Genomic DNA, 18,785 nt, shown 5'->3' with positions numbered 1-18,785 from the left:
ATGATTAAGCTAACGGATAGGATAGTTATAACTTAAATTTATGTGGTAAAATATGGTGCGAGGAGGGATTTTATGGGTTCGCGGTTGATGCATTTAATAATTGCTGAGATAGTCGCTTCTAGCCTCGATATTATTAAAAACAAGAGAGAATTTTTAATTGGTTCAATTGCTCCTGATGCTGCTATCTCGTTTGAAAGGAAAGTTAAAGATGACTACTCATTAGGTTATTTGACTCATTTAATTTCCGACAACGTATGGAGTATATCTATTATCCATATGAATTGAAGAAATTACTTCTGACTCCACACATGATTAAGCTAAACGGAAATAATATTTGAAATACGGCAGGCAGTTGGCCTGCTTTTTTCATTGAAAGGGCAGGATAGCTTAATCACTTGAATACTTCTAAATACGAATAATTTGCGTAAATATATCGTTATATGCAATTAGCCTAATAAAAAGGAGTCGAATCGATATGATTCGTGAAGCTGAACGAACTGATAGAGATCAACTGTTCGAACTCTATCGAATGCTAGTACCAAATAGTAAGAAAATGAATGTTCTTGAAGAACAAATTAATACAATTAGAAATGACCCTAACAATTTTTTACTTGTATACGATGAAGAAGGAAAAATATTAGGGACAGTGACACTAAACATATGTTTACAGGCTTTACATGGCACAAGACCGTATGGAGTAGTTGAGAACATAATTGTCCACGAGAATCATCGAAGTAAGAATATTGGACGAAAACTTTTACAATATGTTGAGGATTATTGTAGATTAATAAATTGTCATAGGATTATGCTTCTAAGTAATTCAACCCGTGAAAGAGCACATCAGTTTTTCGAAAGGGAAGGATATAAAGGATCGATAAGTAAAGGATTTAAAAAATATTTATAAATCATGCTCTGTGGTGCATTGCAAGAGATGCATGGACGGGGAGATTTGCTCAATAACGGGAGGAGAATATTTATTTATAATGTTATTTTATCTGGTGCTGATACAGATAAATTAGATATGTTCAATGGAAGGAGACTACATTTGGAGGAGGAAGCAAATGAATGGTTCTTTAGATATTAAAATTGACGATGTTATGTTCCAGTTACAAGAAGAACATGATTTTGGTTGGCTTGCGAAGTTGGGGCATGTATTTGAAGTCTTTTCCCAGCAGGATTCTGGCAATATAAGCTTTGGTATTGAGAAAAATAGCGAAAGATTTTTCATCAAATATGCTGGTGCTAAAGGCACAGCATTTTCGGGTGACCCTCAAGATGCAATAAACAATTTAAAAAATGCCATGCCACTTTATAGAGAATTAAGCCACCCCTCCCTAATTAAACTAATTGATCATTATGAAGTTGGATCTGGCTACGCAGCTGTATTTGAATGGTTCGACGGTGAATCTCTTCATCCGCATTGGTCTTTTCCGCCCCCAGCGAAGTACAATAATCCAAATTCCCCATTTTATAGGTATAAACAATTATCAGTCGCACAGAGGTTAATCTCGTTGGATCACATTTATTCCTTTCATGAATTTGTCGAGAAAAAAGACTTTGTCGCCATTGATTTTTATGATGGGAGTCTGCTGTACGATTTCTCCAAAAATGAGACTAAAATATGCGATATTGATCTTTATCAAAGAAGACCATATTACAATACAATGGGGAGATTATGGGGATCCTCTCGATTCATGTCCCCCGAAGAGTTTTCTCTCGGAGCTGAGATTGATGGTAGGACAAACGTATTTACCATGGGAGCAACATCGTTTGCTTTGCTTGGAGGAGAGCTTGATCGTTCATTTGAACACTGGGAAGCTGGAAAGGAACTTTATGAGATAGCTTTAAGGGCTGTTGAACCAAGTAGAAAAAATAGGTATGGCAGTGTGTCAGAATTTAAATCTGCATGGGATTCGGCAGTTAAATTCACTGATTTGCAAAGCTAACGGAAACAATAGAGTAGTTACAATAAGGAGGGTCTTGTAACAAAACGAGGGGAAGTGTAGCAATGACTGCATACGAAAAACCAAGCTTGGACATAAGTATGGTTGAGGGAGTATTAAGGACTCATCTAGGTTCTAAAGTGGCAGAGATAACGCCAATGGCTGGCGGTAACTTGAGCAGTGTTTACTCTTTCAGCCATGAAGGAAAAGGATACGTAATTAAATTCAGTGACATGGAGGGAGCGTATCAAACTGAACGCTATATTTCGGATCTGCTCTCTAGCCAGGGCATACCGTTCCCTAAATGTTTTGGACAAGGGAAAGTCGGACATCTAGAATACTCCATAATGGAACGAATTGATGGCGGCAATCTAGCGGATTTCTCAGCTGAGCAGCAAAACCGCCAACTTCCAGAGCTTATAAGGATCTTGACACGTATAAATCATGTGGATCTCGGGTCAACAAGCGGATATGGGTGGATCGGGCCTAAAGGTGACGGAGCATTTCAAACATGGAAGGACTATTTGGTTACATCATTTGCAGAAGATCAGACAGGGACCTTCTGGGAGAATTGGTGCGAATTATTTCAAAGTACTTGTTTAGAAAAAGACGTGTTCGATGAATGTTATAGCCGTTTAATGGCTTACTTACCGTATAATGAACCCCACCGCTACTTTATTCATGGAGATTTTCACCAATGGAATATCCTATCCGACGGCACACGTATAGCCGGTATCATTGATGGTAACTATGCATATGGCGATTTTCTTGTCGATCTCGCAATTCTCGATAGACACATGGAGGGTCGTGAAGTAATTCGAGCTTATCAAGACTATCAAGAAAAAGTTGGAATAATGATCCCGGATTTCAAAGAGAGATTAATTGGAGCTTATTATTTTAAAGGAATAGATGGACTTCGTTTCTATGCAAAAATGGGATGGAAAGATGCTTACTACAGTACTCGTAACTTTCTTCTCAACTTAATTACTTGAGTAATTCTTAAGCTAATAAAATTCGAATATCACCTGATGGAACCATTTGGAAGAATCAAACGTCAACTTTTTAGATCTATTATGAGGAGGCTTGCTTTTGAAAAAAATAGCGTTGATCCTAGTTCTGTGCATGATTAATATGTCTACTGGCGTCCTAGCGGCGTCAGATCTGCAAAGCGGCAAAGCAAACCTGCCTCAGGGGATACCTAAGACAATTAGTCTTTTGGACACTACACCGCTGTATGCGGAACCTTCGTACGATCTTCAAGAGCCGCTGGCTGAGCTCAGTCCTCAGGATGTTGAGGTAGTCTCTACACAGTATGGGGATCAGAATTACGCTTCACCCCTTTCGTATACGTGGGTTCAGATTCATACGACATGGCTAGGAGATTTGTGGATTAAAATGGAGAATCGTAAACTTGGTGTCATCCGGCCACTGGACTTAGATATTCATTTAGGTGAAGAAACACCACTGTACAATCTGCCTTATTCCGAATCTTTGAACGGAGCCAGCCTATCGCCACAGAACGTGCACGCTAAAGCTGAATTCGTCACGCCTTCCGGTTTCTACGCTATTCAAATAGAAACCTCTTGGTTAGGCGATCAATGGTTGCTACAACCTAATGTAAGCAATGGCATAGCAGAAACTCTCTCATTACCCACTGCAACAAGCCCAGATTACGAGGATACGATGCTAATTAAAAACATTCAAGTTGTCAAGTTGGGAGAACGAACTTTTGTCAAAGGAGATTTGGTTCTTCAGAAAGAGGCTTGGGAACGTGGAAGAGCTAAGCCTAGGGGCGATGTTGCAGTTTCCGGCAAGCTTACGTTTATGGATATGTCAGGAAAAACCGTGTCAAGAGTGCCTTATGCTGTTTGGTCCAAAGCAGGGGAAAGTCTGAATTCATCCCTTTTTCTGCCTGTCAATGTGGACCTGTCTTCAGCTGTTGTAGCAACCTTGCAGGATACGTTTCCTTTGTACTTCGGATTACCTCTACCGCCCTTGTTAAATCTCACGGATCCGGATGGAAAAGTATTAGTAGGTATTCTTCGTCATTATTATACAGGAGATTACTCTATTGCGAGAGCCTGGATTAGTGGAAAATTGCCTGGGAAGCATACGTACCAATTGACACTGAACTTTTATTCAAAGGACAATCAATTGTTAGGAACAGCGCATGTTACCCAACTTCTACACGGCCCTGAATCGCCGGATCAAGCGGGAGATGAAGGTGGTGGAACACCATACAGCATAGATATTGTAGGCCAAGGTGATTGGACGAATTACTTAAAGGTTACAATTAAAGTAGATCAAGTATCAGATCATTCATAATCAGCATTCATTGGAGTTGGTATTTATCGCATACGCAGCAGCATTTCTACTATCTTTTTTTATCGTCTACTTATTAATTCCCCCACTGGGTAAATTGGCGTTTCGTCTTAACTTTGTGGATAGACCTAGGCAAGATGTCGAAAGAAAAATACACCGTGAACCGATTCCGCTAACAGCGAGTTACGCTATTTTTATAGGCTTCATCATTACTTTATTGTTATTTATAAAAGGTTTTACGCTCCAGACAGGGGCTATTGTAGCTGGGTCTGTGCTTTTACTGATCATTGGTACCGTGGATGACTGGTATAAAACCAATGGCAAAGATTTTCCGAGTTTACCTAAGTTCATTGTTCAGGTATCCTCGGCTGTGCTGGTGTATGCCTCTGGGATCACATTTAGTGGATTTTACAATCCGTTTAGCGGAGAATTTGTGCTGCTCTCCGATTGGATGCAGTTCATTTTAACTATCCTATGGATATTCGGCGTGACGACAGTAATTAATTTCTCGGATGGGATGGATGGTTTGGCTGGGGGTCTTTCAGCGATATCCGCAATCACTTTGTTCGTTGTGGCGTTAGCAAAAGGTCAATCCGACTCCGCCATGATGGCCATAATCCTTGTCGGCGTCACCGTCGCCTATCTACGCTATAACAAGCCACCAGCCAAAGTGTTTATGGGGGATGCGGGGGCAACATTTCTTGGCTTCATTCTGGGTGTGATTGCTCTGGATGGTGCCTTCAAACAGGCAACGATTTTGTCCCTTTTTATTCCTTTCTTGGCGCTTGGTGTTCCCATTTTTGATAATATATTTGTTGTCATCAAACGTTTATTACAAGGCAAACCAGTCTATCAGGCCGATGCAAGTCAGGCCCATTACCGATTGCTTCGTACAGGACTTAGCCCGAAACAGGTTGTCATGTTCCTCTATTTGATTAGCGGCTGCTTAAGCTTGTCGTCCATCATATTGCTTTTACTTCATGTGTAACTTATCCTCTTCATTGAGTGTCAGGTGACAAGGATATTATCCATACAATCCGCTTAAATTGCCCCTTAGGGCCGGTTTCGTATAATCGCAGCATTAGTCTCATCCAATCAATATCCGAACCTTCCCTCTTGTGATATAATTATCCATTATCTTAGTTTGTGGGGATGGTGCATATGTCGGAGCAGCAAGTGTACGTTCGGTTCCCTGAGGAGGCGGACGCCGGAGAATTAACAGCAATGTATAAGCGTAATCGGGAGTTCTTTAATAAGTTTTCGCCAAGCAACCCGGAGGAATACTATACGGAGGAGCACCAGCTCCAATCGATTATTAAGAGCAAGGCTGACAGGGTGGAGGATCGGAAATATGCTTTTTTGGTATGCCACAAGGAGGACGACCGGATTATTGGCAACATAGGGCTATCCTTTGTGGCGCGGGGACCGCTTCAAAGCTGCATGATCGGATACAGCCTTGACCAGGCTTATAACGGCAATGGCTATATGACGGAGGCAGTGAAGCAGGTGGTACGCTATGCCTTCGAGGAGCTGAAGTTTCACCGGATCGTCGGGGAAGCCTCACCCCGAAATCCAGGATCTATCCGCGTACTTGAGAATGCCGGATTCCACAAAGAAGGCATCTCCCGAAGCAACGTGAAGATCAACGGGGTGTGGGAAGATCATCAGGTTCTGGCCCTTATCAATCCGTCCGAGGATATCTAATCAACCAACGATGAATAATAACGCAGGAGCTGCATTGAAGCAGCTCTTTTTTGATTTCAATGATAGAGTAAATATTTGTCTTTACTATTATTATTTTGCTAAAAGTGCTTGCAAGTTTCCAATGGAATTTCCATTATTAACTTTTGAATATTCTTAGTATGAGTTCAATCTACTAAGTGGTTTAATTACTAGTGAACCTGAAGTTGGATGGATAACTAAAAGAATGAAAACTCGCCAACACTACGGCGAGTTTTTCTTTTTATATGCCAAGGAGAAGTCAAAAGAATTGACATTTTGATTTATGATCTCGGAAGTTATTCAATTGTGTTTTTCGTGGCCTTATACATCTTTTCAGCGTACTCGTCGACTTCATCTCGCGACATGCGTAAGCGATTCACAGAAGTACCATATCCAATTTCCTTTTTACCCTCTTCTAATCCTTTGAAAATTCCATCTGCGAAGGCATCTAATGGTTCTCCTTGAATATGTAACCCCGCTCCACCTAAATTTGTATTCACTGCCGGAGGTGCAACTTCAATCACTTCTACAGACGTATCAGAGAGTTGGTGTCTTAGACTCATTGTAAATGAATGAAGCGCCGCTTTTGTTGCTGAATAAATCGGAGCAATCGCAAACGGCGTAAAAGCTAGCCCAGATGTCACGTTAATGATAGTCGGCTCTTCTTTTGTTGCAAAAAATGGAGCGAACAGCATAGAGAGATGGAAAGGTGCTTCAATGTTGGTTGTGATTTCTTTACTGAAATAACTCCAATTGTTCTTCGCATCCGCTTTTAGCACATTAAAGCGTTGTTGGATTCCTGCATTGTTAACTAACACATTCACTTCTGGATAGTTCGCTGTTACCCAATCAAATAATGCTACACGCTCGGATTCAATATCCAAATTACTTACACGAGTAATAAGGCTAGGGGATTTTTCTTTCGCATTTTGAAGTACATTTTCACGTCGTCCACAAACAATGACTTTATTTCCAGCTTTTATAAAGCGCTCTGCAAAAGCTAATCCTATTCCAGAACTTCCGCCTGTAATAAGTATTGTATTTCCTGAAAGTTTCATGATAGTTCCTCTTCTCCATAATTTTCTTCACTCAATTGTTTATCAATTTCAAAGCAATAAAGCCAATTCATTTATATGCGTCAGTTACTAATACTTTTTCATCTTATCATTCTTCTTTTCTTTCCTGAGTACGTTTTGTATAACGTGTAATTTTTACGTCAATTCCTTTTAAGGATTCGGTCATCAACGAAATTTCAGCTAGCACAGCTTGCTTGTGATTCTTCATCATTCCAAGCCGGAGTTGGGTGGTGTTATCTCCTTCTACTACCCAGTCAACATATTGCTTGATACCACTTATTGGCATGTGCGTGTTTTTTAAATAAATAACGATTTCAAGGAGCGTAATTTGATCTTCTGAAAATAACCGCCTACCAGCTTTATCACGCTCGATTAGTGGAAGTAGTCCTTTTTTTTCATAATAACGTAATGTGGATTCTGGAATATTGAATTTTTTTGAAGCTTCGCTAATTGAACAATACTTCATCTGGAGGCCCCCAAATTTTATCTTTCATTGTCGACAAGAATAGGATACTACTTAAACCACGGTTTAAGTCAATAAAAAAATATTTTGTCTCCAATCGATGCTTTCTGCGGTCTTGAATGGGCCAAGTTATAGGGCCTGTAAACACAAATTGAAGCGATGCCGATAGCCTTGATGAAAATGCATTGAACCTTAACCCTCAAGTGAAAACGTTCTTGGATAGCTTGAACAAATTTTCATCCAATCTTATGCAGATATGTCTGGTACTTGGACAGAATCTGCATTTTTTTGTTTTACAGTTTGTAAGAATTGTGAATCGGCATTACAGCGACAACAATCGTGTTATCGGCCACTTTATTTGACGGTGAAATCGGAACCGCCAATGGTGGCTTTTTGCTTTCGTTACCGACAGGATGCACAAATTGTTAGCGATTCCCGGAATACTTCCCGATTTTATCCTCTAATCTTCCCTATGGATTTCCCGGCCATGTCTCATGCTAAGGGAGTGCACCCGCTGTAAGATGAATGTAGTAAGTGAATTCATTTTATGGAGGTTATAACGATGAACAAAATGAACAAAGCAGTGAAATGGATGTTGGGAGCTGCGTTGATTGCAGCAATTGCTGTTCCAACAACGGTAAGCGCAAAGCCGGAAGCAAAGCCGGAGATGGCTTCAGCCTCGAAACAGGGAGCGATGTTTGCAGCTAAGCCGGAGGCAAAACCAGAGGTAGCTTAACCGGGACGGAATTATACCTTGTTGTTAAGATTCCTTAGAATTTCATTTGTAGAAAAAGGACCTTTATCGGTGACGAGCCGGTAAAAGGTCCTTTTTAAATTCTTTAATGGCAACACAACTGAGCCTACATTCCCATGAAAATTAATAAGCTCTCGTTCTTTAAAGCTTAGCGTAGAGATGCTCGATTTTGTGTTGAGCTCGCCTAGCGGAGCAAGCCGGAATCACCGGGCGGCCTCTGCGCGCCATCGTTTTGACACATCAGGACATCGATCACATCGGCAGCTTGCCGGAGTTTCTGAAGAAAGCGGGTGCAGCACCGTTTGAAGTATATGCCCATGAAGATGACAGGGACACGATCGACGGGAAAGCACCGTTACTGAAATTTCCTCCGGACAGATTACAGGCCGAGGTGGCAACCTTACCGGACGAGGTACGCATTCCATTCGAGAATGTCTTCCTCCATCCGTCCAAGCCGAACGTGACGCGGCTATTGGTGGACGGCGAGACACTTCCGCTCGGCGACGGTTTGACGGTCATCCATACGCCGGGTCATACGCCGGGCCATGTCAGCCTTTACCATCATGCGAACAAGACGTTGATTGCCGGGGACGCCTTGGTGATCAACAACGGTGAGTTGCAATGTTCATCTCCCTACTCAACGATTGACATGGAGAACGCTATCCGCTCGTTGGAGAAATTCAAACCGTTCGACATCGAAAGCGTCGTCTGCTACCACGGCGGACTGATGCGAGGAGACATTAACAAGCAGATCGCGGATTTGACCGTAAGGTTGTAATCTGTTTCCCGAGCGCTTCGCGACTTATCTAATTTAACGCCTTTCCCTCCAACACAGGCGCCACATTGAAGATGACCTCGTCGTGATTGTCTTGCGGCGCTTAGGCAAAGAGTTATAACGAGTTAAGCTAACGGAAAAGTATGACAAGTTCTGCTATAAGCGACTAACATCGTGAAAAGCAGGAGATTACAATGAGTAATCTTAACTTTACAACCGAGGATGGGAATGATGGAACCATGTATCCTGAAACTATTATTCGCTTCGGATCAAAATCCTGCTTTAGTCACCCCAACGGGTATCTTGTATACGGAGGAAGTGGCGGTAATATACATGGTCCGTCCTGATAATCCTCCCCACGTTAAATTGGAAGTTATTTCGGGAATCTTCAACAATCCGATAACGCTTCCGTCTGGTTCAAACACCCATACTCCTCCCGGTCCTGCGCAGTACACGTGCCCCTCTTCGTCTACCTTCAAGCCATCGGCGACGCCTTCTCCCATACTCACGTCCAGCTTGGCGAACAGTCTGCCGTACACCAATCGGCCATGGTTATCAAGATCGAACACTCTGATATGCTGACGTTCCGTGTCGCTGACATACAGCTTTCGTTCATCAGGCGATAACGCTAAACCGTTAGGACCAGCAAAGTCATTGATAAGTAGTGTCAGTTTGCCTGACGGAGATAACCTGTAGACTCCCTGAAATAACTGCTCTTGCGCTTTCGGTGCTTGCAATTCATTCACTAAACCGTAATTGGGGTCTGTGAAGTAAATGGAGCGGTCCGAAGCTACAATCACATCGTTCGGACTGTTCAAGCGTTTACCCTCATAGCGGTCAGCCAGCGTAACGATCGGTCCAATCGAATCATACAGGGAATATAAAGAGAGCCTTCGACCAGCATGTTCGCAAGCAATGAGCCGCTGTTCGGCGTCAAATGCCAGTCCGTTCGACATTCCGCTTGGACGCCGCACTACGGAGAGATGGTCCTGCTCCTTCAAGCGATAAATCGTGTTTGCCTTAATATCGCTGAATACAAGCGAGCCGTCCGTTTTATCCCAAGCTGGACCCTCGGTAAAAATAAATCCGGTGGCTGCCTGTTCGAGACAGGTGATCTGAGGAAACAAATCATAAAATACGTTAGATGCAATATCAGCTTTCATTTTTTTTACCTGCAGCTTCCAAATGTATTTCTTCTTTAAGACCCAAGATGAGTTTTTTCTTAGGATATGCAGGAAACATGTTCGTCGTCAATAACATCACAACATAAACGTTCAATATTATTAGTACTTGGTAGTGGAAATGTCCAAAGAAGAAGGAGCGAAGTGCTCCTTCTTTTTTACAAACCGAGATCATTTGAATCAAAGAGAAACCTCTCATTGGATACACCTCGGTGCTCCTTTTTATGAAAATCACAGATAATCCGAAGGTCGTGAACTATAGTTGAATGAAAACCCAGAAACGAGGCTGCCGATTTGATCGGTGGCCTTCATTGCGTTAACGGGCAGGATAGTTTAACAAAATGTGGAATTATATGAAGAGTATAATCGCTTCGTGAGATGGTCCTATTCAAACATTTTCAAACACAACTCACTGAACTTACGAGGAATTATAGCTCAATAAACACGAATAGGATAAGGCAGCCGACATCCCGGCAGTCTTTGCTCACCCTATAGCAGGAATATTCAGTATTGTTTTGAATTAATTATCTATTGAATTACATGGTCAAGAAATATTTTATCAATTAAAAATACTTTCGAAGGCGAGTGAAGATATGAAAAATATTTGGAATTGGGCTGGCAACTACAAGTATAGTGCCTCTGAACTCCATACTCCCACAAGTGTGGAGCAAGTACAGGAATTTGTGGTTCGCAGTAAGCAAATAAAGGTGCTTGGCACACGGCACTCGTTTAATAGCATCGCCGATTGTACCGAAATCCTTCTTTCGCTTCAGAACCTTAACCGTGTGGTAGCCTTAGATACTCTAAAAAATAAGGTAACTGTTGAAGCAGGAATCCGGTATGGAGAGCTATGTGAACATCTTCATAACCATGGCTATGCGCTTCACAATTTGGCGTCGCTGCCGCACATAACCGTTGCTGGTGCATGCGCTACGGCAACACATGGTTCTGGTGATCGAAATGGCAATCTTGCTACAGTGGTCGATTCAATGGAAGTTGTTCAGGCGAATGGGGACAAGGCTGTATTCTCTCGCGAGCAACAAGACATCGCAGGTTCAATTGTTGGGCTTGGAGGATTGGGGGTAGTCACTAAAATTACACTGGATGTGATCCCAACATTTCAGATGAGTCAGCATGTTTACGATAATTTGTCACTAGTGCAACTTAATGAGCACTTTGACGATATTTTTTCCAGTGCTTACAGTGTTAGTCTATTCACCGATTGGAAGAATCCGAATTTCAATCAAGTCTGGATAAAGCGGAAGCTGACGGATCAAGTCTCTGATCAAGTGGCCCCTGAGTTTTTCGACGCGCAATTAGCAACTTCACCACGGCATCCAGTGCCTGGACATACAGCGGAGAATTGCAGCGAGCAGATGGGCATCGCGGGACCATGGCACGAGAGATTGCCGCACTTTCGTATGGATTTCACTCCGAGTGCTGGAGAGGAACTGCAAAGCGAGTATTTCGTGCCGCGACAAGATGCCTGTCAGGCATTGAATGCGCTTAATGGCATACGGGAGCATATCTCGCCATACCTTTATGTTTCTGAAGTTCGTACCATTGCCAAAGATAATTTGTGGATGAGCCCTAATTACAATCAGGATTCAGTTGCTATTCATTTTACGTGGAAACCGAATTGGGAGGCAGTCAAGCAAGTGCTGCCGATGATCGAAAAGCAACTTGCGCCTTTCCGGGCTCGTCCGCATTGGGGGAAGCTGTTTACCATGCAGCCCGATCAGTTAAAGCCACTCTATGAGAAGCTGCCAGACTTCCGACAACTGATGCTTCAGTGTGATCCACACGGAAAGTTTCGTAACGACTTTTTGAATAAATATTTGATGGAAAAATAGATTACGCATGACATTTCGATTGCTCAATAGGCGAATCAGATTGTGCGGTTTCGTGATGGACGGTTGAATGAAGTTTTCTAGTGTTTATAAGACCGGAACTCCTTGGGAAATAAAGGGTTCCGGTTTGTTTTATTTTTTTGCGGTGGATCAACTTTAAAATTCAGCTAGATGATATCACCCTTAATCATTGTCCATTGCACTTGGAATTGTTCATTTAACAAGACAAGATCAGCGTCAAGTCCCGTGGAGATTCGGCCTAGAGTATCAATGCTTAATATTCGTGCAGGTGTGGTTGAAGCCATTTGAACCGCGTCTTTTAAAGAAATGCCGGTTTCAACGGTTAGACGCAGTGCCTCATTCATCGTAACCGTACTGGAGGCTAAAGTCCCATCCTCTAGTCGAGCTACACCGTCGGAAACCGTAACATGATGGCCACCAAACATATAATTCCCATCACCTAGTCCCATGGCTTGTAAAGCATCTGTGATAAGTATCATGCCATTGGGTCCTTTCAGACGATGCATCATTCGAACGATCGCAGGATGCAAATGAATGCCATCCACAATCGCTTGGAGGCTTACATGTTCTTCTTCAAAAGCGGCTACAACCAGACCGGGATCACGATGATGAATCGGTCGCATGCCATTGAAACAATGCGTTACGTGACTCGCTCCGGCTTCAAAGGCTTGCTTTGCTTCCTCGTATGTGGCATCTGAATGCGCAACGGCGATTATGACGCCCTTTTCTTTCAGAAAAGAGATGAGCTCCATCCCGCCAGGTAATTCTGGGGCTATTGTAACCATCTTAATCAGTCCATCTGCTTCGTTAAAAATTTCTTTCATTTCAGTAAGATTCGGATGTCGTAAAAACCGTTCATTTTGCATACCTTTACGCTTCGGATTCAGATAAGGACCCTCTAGATGAAGACCGGCAATTTTGGCCCCGACTTCATGCCCGATGACACGTTTCACACTGCGAATCATGGCTAGTAATTCTTCAATTGTAGAGCTAACAGAGGTAACCAGAAACGAGGTGCAGCCCGTTTTAGCACAAGCCCGCGAAACCTCTTGAATACTGGCCTCACTGCCATCCATCATATCGAACCCGTTAGCACCGTGGATATGCACATCGATCATTCCAGGTATCAATAAATGTCCTTGGCCATCCATAAGTTCATATTCGCCCTCGGGAAGAGAAGAAAGACCACTTTCTAACTTTTCAATAATTCCGTTTCTTATCCAAAGTGCGGCAGGTAGAACAAGGTCGTCTGGTCGAATCACATTTACGTTGTGCAAAATTTTAAGACTCATCTTTGATATCCTTCTCGTATTTGTCTTTTTCCTCACATTGAATAATCGCTATATTCTTATTATGGAGTACTTCTCTTATTTCGTTAGGCACCTCTTGATCGGTAACCAAAATATCCACAAAGTCAAAATCTAAACGATAAACCGATTTGCTTGTAAACTTCGTGAAATCAGCTACAACGATTACCTGATCCGATCTGCGGGCCATCTCTTTTTTTACAGAAACATCATCTTCGTATGGGAAGTAAAGCCCATCAGTTTGTATAGCTGTAGCTCCGATAAATGCCTTATCAGCTCTCAATTCTCTTAGCTTATCGATGACGGAGGGACCATATAATAACCGATTTTTGGTATGTAAATAACCGCCGAGCACATAAACTTGCAGATCCTCCCGACCTGAGAGAATCCCTACAATGTCTATGGAGTGTGTGATTGCCGTAATATTGTTAGCAGAAATTTGTTCTGCTACAGACTGTACCGTTGTTGATACGTCTAAAATGACTGTTTCCCGATCTTGAATTAGTTTAGCTGCTATCTTCCCAATTTTTCTTTTACTGTCTGTTTCGTCAATTAACCGTTCCTGATAGGTGGCTATTTCCTTCTTCAATTGAGGCAAAGCGACGCCTCCATGTGTACGAATAACGACCCCTTCTTGCACTAATTTAACAATATCTCTTCGGGCTGTATCCCTTGATACATCTAGAAGAGAGCAGATATCCATAACACTCATCGCATGATGTTCATTAATATAGTCGAGTATTTTTAGCAATCGTTCTTCTTGGTACATCATTATCACCTCATATAAGTAAGCTTATCATTAAATATAAGTATTTTGAAGTAAAATTTAAGTATATTTAAGTATTTGAGAAGAATTCTATCTTGTTACTTTGATTGAGAAAATAAGTCATTTCATTATAGGATTGAAACGGATGACGCCGCCATGTAAGATAAAGCACATACTTGTAGCAAGAGGAAAGGTACATCTATGTGGACTTATACCGTAAATCTAGTTCGTGATTTATCTCCCGGCGTGAAGCGGTTCATCGCAACCGAAAGCTTGTTTGGCATCGGAGTGGGCATCTTCAGCCTCATCCTGAATTTACATCTCTTGGACCTTGGCTTTTCCAAAGGTGACATCGGTAGAATAACGTCGCTTGGGGCATTGACAATTGGCCTGGCCAGTCTGCCGGCAGGTTTCATTGTGAAGAGCGTTGGGCGCAAAACAATGCTCGTCACCGGCATGCTCATGGCATTCCTGTCGCTCGCGCTATTCGGCTTTGGAACCAGCCTTGGCGCGGTTACCGCCGCGCAGCTCATCTGGTCGCTCGGCATTACAGCGATCGTGAACTCTGAAATTCAGTTAATCTTCCAATATTGCCACAGCAAGAAAGAAGAGACGAGCGCGTATTCGTTGCTGTTCGCCGTATTCACATTGTTTACCGGCCTCGGCACATGGCTCGGCGGCTACTTGCCGGATTGGCTGCCCGGGCATACCACGTTGTACCAGTTTGCCTTCTTCATTGCCGGCGGATGCTTGGCGCTCTCAGGCATATTACGGGGATTGCTGCTTCCATCTACACATGCAAGGGTGAAAAATGCTGCGGTAACAACGGCCAGCGGCATTCAAACAGCGAAACCTTCGGACCGGCCGAAGAGAAGGCATGCGATGTATTTTCTGCTGATGCTTTCGCTGCTTATTTTCATCTCTGGCTTTACGTACGGGCTGCTTAGCCCGTTTCTGAATGTCATCCTGAAATTCAGGTTTCAGATGGAGGACGGAGGCATCTCCGGTTTGCTCGCGTTGGCCGGATTTTTCTTTTTTATCGGATCGATCGTAATGCCGTACGTCGTAGAGAGATGGGGCAGCCGGAGCACGTTCGTGTTCCTGTTTCTATATAACATGTTTGTCGTGGCGTTGATGGCGCTCGCCATGCCGGCCTTCATATTTGCCGTACTACTGCTCATTCGCGGGACGGGCTTCACGATGCTAAACAACTTGCTGGACAGTGAATGCATGTCGGCAGTCGCCGAAGAAGACCGCAACTTGTTCGCAGTCATGCGGACGGTATCGCGCAGCATCGGCAACACTATCGCCTCTTATTGGGCGGGCTACATTTTGGCAGGAAATCATTATTCGCTGCCCTTCCTTCTTACGGCGGTTGCCATACTTGCGGGGTATGCCTTTTATGCGTGGTTCGTACAGGGCATGCTGGATAAGAGACTGCAGGGACAGTCTTGACGCGGCCGCGAATGTCAGCTAATCGTAAGGAATGATCGCCACTGATGTAATGAAGAAAGCGCCTGTTCGGTTTATCCGGACAGGCTTTTGGTTGAAATGAATAAACGGGAGGATTAATTAACGAGTGAAATCTGAAACGGCAAATTACGAAAATAAAAAGGATAAATTAGCGAAAATGTGGAATATTCAAAGGGGTGTAATCCATTATGAAAGGACGTTTTACAATGGCACTTACAGAAAAGAAAGTATTGGATGCAAAAAACAGATTGGAACTGCAAGATTTAAGAAACGAAGAGATACATATGGCCTGTTTCAAAGAGGCATCTTTTAATAATATTGACATGAGAGGCACTACATTTGCGCATTCGAATTTTGTGAATTCTAAGTGGGAACATATCTATTTCTCAGATGTAACTATTAATATGATTCAGATGGGAGGAACTATATTTGAGAATATTGTTCGTCCTAAAGCTGAAAAAAGTCAGTTACTTGAAGAGCCTGGAACGGGAGGTTGGGTAAATGTCGAGCCAGTAATGTTTAAAAACAGTGATTTGAGTACCTCCATATTTGACTCATGCAATCTTACGAACGTGGAACTCAAGAATTGTAATATTGATGGGTTAAGCATAGATGGAATTTTGATTAAAGATTTATTAGATAAATACAAGAATAGGAACTAATCTATTTGTTATTTTACTTATCTAAGCCCATGGGAAGTCGGTGATCTCATCCACATTGGTTTAACCCATCATGTAACCGCTTACTTGAAATGCTGCATTTTGAGGCCAATTCCTGAAGGGGGACACTTATGAAAAAAAACAGGTTCAACCTGTTGGCCAAATTGTTAATTTCCTATATATTGGTGCTGCTGTTTCCCGTCATCGTTATTCTATTCTACTATTACCCGAATTCAACGGAAGTTGTGAAGCAAAAGGAAATGGACTGGAACGCTCATGTCACCGCACAGTTCATGAACTCGATGGATATTTTCACCCGTTATGTGTATAACCTCCCGTCGGAGCTAGTGAACAACCAGGAGATCAAGTTGTACTTGGCTGGGGACGACGATTATCAAAGAGTCGTCATTGCAAACGAAATGCGGAAATACAATGCGACGGATGCATTCATCGACAACACCTTCTTGTATGTTAAAAGCATCGGCTTTCTGTTTGCCAAGACAGGGAATGCCTTCAGTATTCACGACTTCGAGAGTCCAGGCGTCGGGTATTATTACGAAAATTGGCCGCATAAAGCCATGTTCGAGGAATTGAACAACTTGACTTCACCAACGGTACGGCCGGCCGAAAACGTCATCGTATCCGGCAATAACCGGACGCGAATGTTGACTTTCTTATCGCCGTTGCCGTTAGGCGGACTCAACTCGCCCGGTACCGTTCTCATCATGGTGAAGGAGGAAACGATTATCCGGCTGATGAAGTCGGTTTCCGAAGCTTTTACGGGTGATTTCTTTATTTTTGACTCAAAGGGAAATCGTTTGGTCGCTTCAAATGAAACCTCCTACAGTAACTCGAGTGAATTTAAAGATTTGGTGTCTAGCTTGGATGAGCGTCGGTCTGGATCAGGTATTTATCAGATCAACGGCAAATCTTTTATCGTTTCGCACGAAGTATCGGATAAAAATGCCTGGAAATATGTCACTCTGATGGCTGTGTCTGAAACGTTGCAAGATATCCGATTGATTCAGCGTAACACCGTTGTTCTTTTTATTCTGATTTTATTGCTCGAAGTGATCGTCATCTATGTGTCCATCCGTAAAAATTATCATCCGATCAAAGGTTTGGTCCATTTCGCTAAAAACCTGTTTACGCTAAGAGAGCCGAGAACCATGAACGAAATCGATACGATACGGTATGCGCTCGATCAACTTTCCTCCGCCAACAGCAGGCTGGACGAAAGGGTGAAAAGCACGCTGCCAGTCATGCGTGATAATCTGTTGTTCGAGCTGATATGCGACCGTTACCCGACATGGGATGCGTTTCAAAAGGAGGCCGATCCGTACGGAGTTTGCTTCAACTATACTCATATTACGGTTGCTGTCCTTTCTTGCGAAACAAAAGAAGGCGGCATTGAAGCGATTGCTGAGTATTGTCGGATGGAGGAGCACAGACTGCCAGAAGGATTTCAAGGGTACTTCTTCAATAGCATTTATAATCAAGAGATCGTCTTTGTTGGTTCCCACAACCCGATCTTTCAATTAAAGGTGTATCTCTGCGGTCTTCAGCAAGAGCTGCTCGAACGGACCGGCATACGTACGTTGATCGGAATTGGAGCACCGGGACAATCCCCGGAGGGGGTTCACCTCTCTTATTTGCAGGCCATTCGCGCTGCCGAGCATCTTCGGGTACGGAATCAATACTCGGTTCTTGTTTTCGACGAAATCGAAGTCCAGCAAACAAGCGCAGTTTCCTATTTTGCAGAACAACTGCAATCGCTTGAGCTGTTAATTTTAAAAAATGACTTTTCCGCAATTGAATCGGTTATGGAGCGCATCATCGCCTATATCGGGCACGACGGTACTCCGCCGCATATGGTCAGAGCTGTTTATTTGAACACGGTCATCGTCATATTCAACGGATTGCAGCGTTTCCGGCAGGGCGACCAAAGCTTGCTGCAATTGACCAGTGTCTCTTACCTTCATCGTTACACAATCGAGCAAATGATCGATATTATGCGTGAAAGCTGCTGCAAGCTTTGCGATCTCATTCGCAGCTCACAGCCAACTTCCAGGACAGCATCACAGAATGACATCCTTGCGTTCATTGAAGGAAATGGCATGCATCCTGAATTTTCGCTGCAGCTCATTGCCGATCATTTTAACATGTCGATTTCGGGCTTCAGCTATCACTTCAAGAAAACAATGGGACACAATTTCAAGGAATATATTGATCAGCTTCGTATCCAAAAATCCATCACATTACTTCGAAAATCAGATGAAACGCTGGAATTGGTCGCGCAGCAAGTCGGCTATTCGAATACGTCGAGTTTTATTCGCTCCTTTAAAAAAGTGGTCGGCATTACGCCGGGCCAATACCGGGATTCAAACAAATGAAAGGTAGCTACCCGTTGAAGACAGCGTGGTAGCCGTTTTTTTTTCGTAAAGGTTGCAACTGTTATGCGCGAAGCGGTATC

General features: G+C 43.0%; 19 protein-coding genes. 13 read left to right on the top strand and 6 right to left on the bottom strand.

The window, feature by feature from the left end; all coding sequences use genetic code 11:
• Positions 1 to 72 precede the first annotated feature (72 nt).
• The 7 genes from ASD40_RS38280 (at position 73) to ASD40_RS23695 (ending at position 5,969) form a co-directional block, all read left to right on the top strand.
• A complete protein-coding gene (locus ASD40_RS38280; protein ID WP_057305620.1) occupies positions 73 to 285 on the top strand; it encodes a hypothetical protein in 213 nt (70 codons plus the stop codon).
• A gap of 190 nt (positions 286 to 475) precedes the next feature.
• The gene (locus ASD40_RS23720) at positions 476 to 904 is read left to right on the top strand and encodes a GNAT family N-acetyltransferase (protein ID WP_057305619.1); all 429 of its coding nucleotides are present in this window, start codon (positions 476 to 478) and stop codon (positions 902 to 904) included.
• Between the two features lie 157 nt (positions 905 to 1,061).
• Complete coding sequence (locus ASD40_RS23715) at positions 1,062 to 1,946, top strand: serine/threonine protein kinase (RefSeq protein WP_057305618.1); 885 nt, start codon at positions 1,062 to 1,064, stop codon at positions 1,944 to 1,946.
• A 62-nt stretch (positions 1,947 to 2,008) separates the two neighbouring features.
• The gene (locus ASD40_RS23710) at positions 2,009 to 2,935 is read left to right on the top strand and encodes a phosphotransferase family protein (RefSeq protein ID WP_057305617.1); all 927 of its coding nucleotides are present in this window, start codon (positions 2,009 to 2,011) and stop codon (positions 2,933 to 2,935) included.
• Between the two features lie 97 nt (positions 2,936 to 3,032).
• Complete coding sequence (locus ASD40_RS23705; protein ID WP_057305616.1) at positions 3,033 to 4,268, top strand: hypothetical protein; 1,236 nt, start codon at positions 3,033 to 3,035, stop codon at positions 4,266 to 4,268.
• A gap of 16 nt (positions 4,269 to 4,284) precedes the next feature.
• Positions 4,285 to 5,253: an MraY family glycosyltransferase gene (locus ASD40_RS23700; protein ID WP_057306282.1), complete on the top strand. Its 969-nt coding sequence runs from the start codon at positions 4,285 to 4,287 to the stop codon at positions 5,251 to 5,253.
• 173 nt (positions 5,254 to 5,426) lie between these two features.
• Positions 5,427 to 5,969: a GNAT family N-acetyltransferase gene (locus ASD40_RS23695; RefSeq protein WP_063860241.1), complete on the top strand. Its 543-nt coding sequence runs from the start codon at positions 5,427 to 5,429 to the stop codon at positions 5,967 to 5,969.
• Positions 5,970 to 6,283: 314 nt separating this feature from the next.
• Here ASD40_RS23695 and ASD40_RS23690 read toward each other — a convergent pair whose 3' ends face one another.
• Entirely contained in the window at positions 6,284 to 7,045 is a 762-nt protein-coding gene (locus ASD40_RS23690) for an SDR family oxidoreductase (RefSeq protein WP_057305615.1), read from the bottom strand.
• Positions 7,046 to 7,151: 106 nt separating this feature from the next.
• On the bottom strand, positions 7,152 to 7,529 hold the full coding sequence (locus tag ASD40_RS23685; protein ID WP_057305614.1) for a MerR family transcriptional regulator: 378 nt from the start codon (positions 7,527 to 7,529) through the stop codon (positions 7,152 to 7,154).
• Between the two features lie 559 nt (positions 7,530 to 8,088).
• Here ASD40_RS23685 and ASD40_RS37415 point away from each other — a divergent pair.
• Positions 8,089 to 8,262 carry a hypothetical protein gene (locus ASD40_RS37415; protein WP_156390165.1) on the top strand — a complete coding sequence of 58 codons (174 nt, stop codon included), beginning with the start codon at positions 8,089 to 8,091 and terminating at the stop codon, positions 8,260 to 8,262.
• A 220-nt stretch (positions 8,263 to 8,482) separates the two neighbouring features.
• On the top strand, positions 8,483 to 9,058 hold the full coding sequence (locus ASD40_RS23680; RefSeq protein ID WP_082562406.1) for an MBL fold metallo-hydrolase: 576 nt from the start codon (positions 8,483 to 8,485) through the stop codon (positions 9,056 to 9,058).
• A 266-nt stretch (positions 9,059 to 9,324) separates the two neighbouring features.
• Here the strand turns inward: ASD40_RS23680 and ASD40_RS23675 are convergent, their stop codons facing one another.
• Both ASD40_RS23675 and ASD40_RS23670 read right to left on the bottom strand, forming a co-directional pair.
• Positions 9,325 to 10,218, bottom strand: a complete 894-nt coding sequence (locus ASD40_RS23675) for an SMP-30/gluconolactonase/LRE family protein (RefSeq protein ID WP_057305612.1) — start codon at positions 10,216 to 10,218, stop codon at positions 9,325 to 9,327.
• Positions 10,208 to 10,444: a hypothetical protein gene (locus tag ASD40_RS23670; protein WP_057305611.1), complete on the bottom strand. Its 237-nt coding sequence runs from the start codon at positions 10,442 to 10,444 to the stop codon at positions 10,208 to 10,210. Before ASD40_RS23670 ends, ASD40_RS23675 begins: the two co-directional genes overlap by 11 nt.
• A gap of 385 nt (positions 10,445 to 10,829) precedes the next feature.
• On the opposite strand from ASD40_RS23670, the gene ASD40_RS23665 reads away from it, so the two are divergent.
• Positions 10,830 to 12,089, top strand: a complete 1,260-nt coding sequence (locus ASD40_RS23665) for an FAD-binding protein (protein ID WP_057305610.1) — start codon at positions 10,830 to 10,832, stop codon at positions 12,087 to 12,089.
• A 164-nt stretch (positions 12,090 to 12,253) separates the two neighbouring features.
• On the opposite strand, the gene nagA is transcribed toward ASD40_RS23665, so the two are convergent.
• Both nagA and ASD40_RS23655 read right to left on the bottom strand, forming a co-directional pair.
• Complete coding sequence (nagA, locus tag ASD40_RS23660) at positions 12,254 to 13,399, bottom strand: N-acetylglucosamine-6-phosphate deacetylase (protein ID WP_057305609.1); 1,146 nt, start codon at positions 13,397 to 13,399, stop codon at positions 12,254 to 12,256.
• Positions 13,389 to 14,186, bottom strand: coding sequence for a DeoR/GlpR family DNA-binding transcription regulator (locus ASD40_RS23655; RefSeq protein ID WP_057305608.1), 798 nt, complete (start codon positions 14,184 to 14,186; stop codon positions 13,389 to 13,391). Before ASD40_RS23655 ends, nagA begins: the two co-directional genes overlap by 11 nt.
• Before the next feature lie 195 nt (positions 14,187 to 14,381).
• On the opposite strand from ASD40_RS23655, the gene ASD40_RS23650 reads away from it, so the two are divergent.
• The 3 genes from ASD40_RS23650 (at position 14,382) to ASD40_RS23640 (ending at position 18,705) form a co-directional block, all read left to right on the top strand.
• Positions 14,382 to 15,635, top strand: coding sequence for an MFS transporter (locus ASD40_RS23650; protein WP_057305607.1), 1,254 nt, complete (start codon positions 14,382 to 14,384; stop codon positions 15,633 to 15,635).
• A gap of 206 nt (positions 15,636 to 15,841) precedes the next feature.
• Positions 15,842 to 16,315 carry a pentapeptide repeat-containing protein gene (locus ASD40_RS23645; protein ID WP_057305606.1) on the top strand — a complete coding sequence of 158 codons (474 nt, stop codon included), beginning with the start codon at positions 15,842 to 15,844 and terminating at the stop codon, positions 16,313 to 16,315.
• A 128-nt stretch (positions 16,316 to 16,443) separates the two neighbouring features.
• Positions 16,444 to 18,705 (top strand): helix-turn-helix domain-containing protein, encoded by a 2,262-nt coding sequence (locus ASD40_RS23640; RefSeq protein WP_057305605.1) that lies wholly within the window; start codon positions 16,444 to 16,446, stop codon positions 18,703 to 18,705.
• The last annotated feature ends 80 nt before the right edge of the window (positions 18,706 to 18,785 follow it).

Origin of the sequence: Paenibacillus sp. Root444D2 (assembly GCF_001426375.1) — a bacterium.
Lineage (GTDB): Bacteria > Bacillota > Bacilli > Paenibacillales > NBRC-103111 > Paenibacillus_E.
This window is presented reverse-complemented; position numbering and strand designations above follow the sequence as displayed.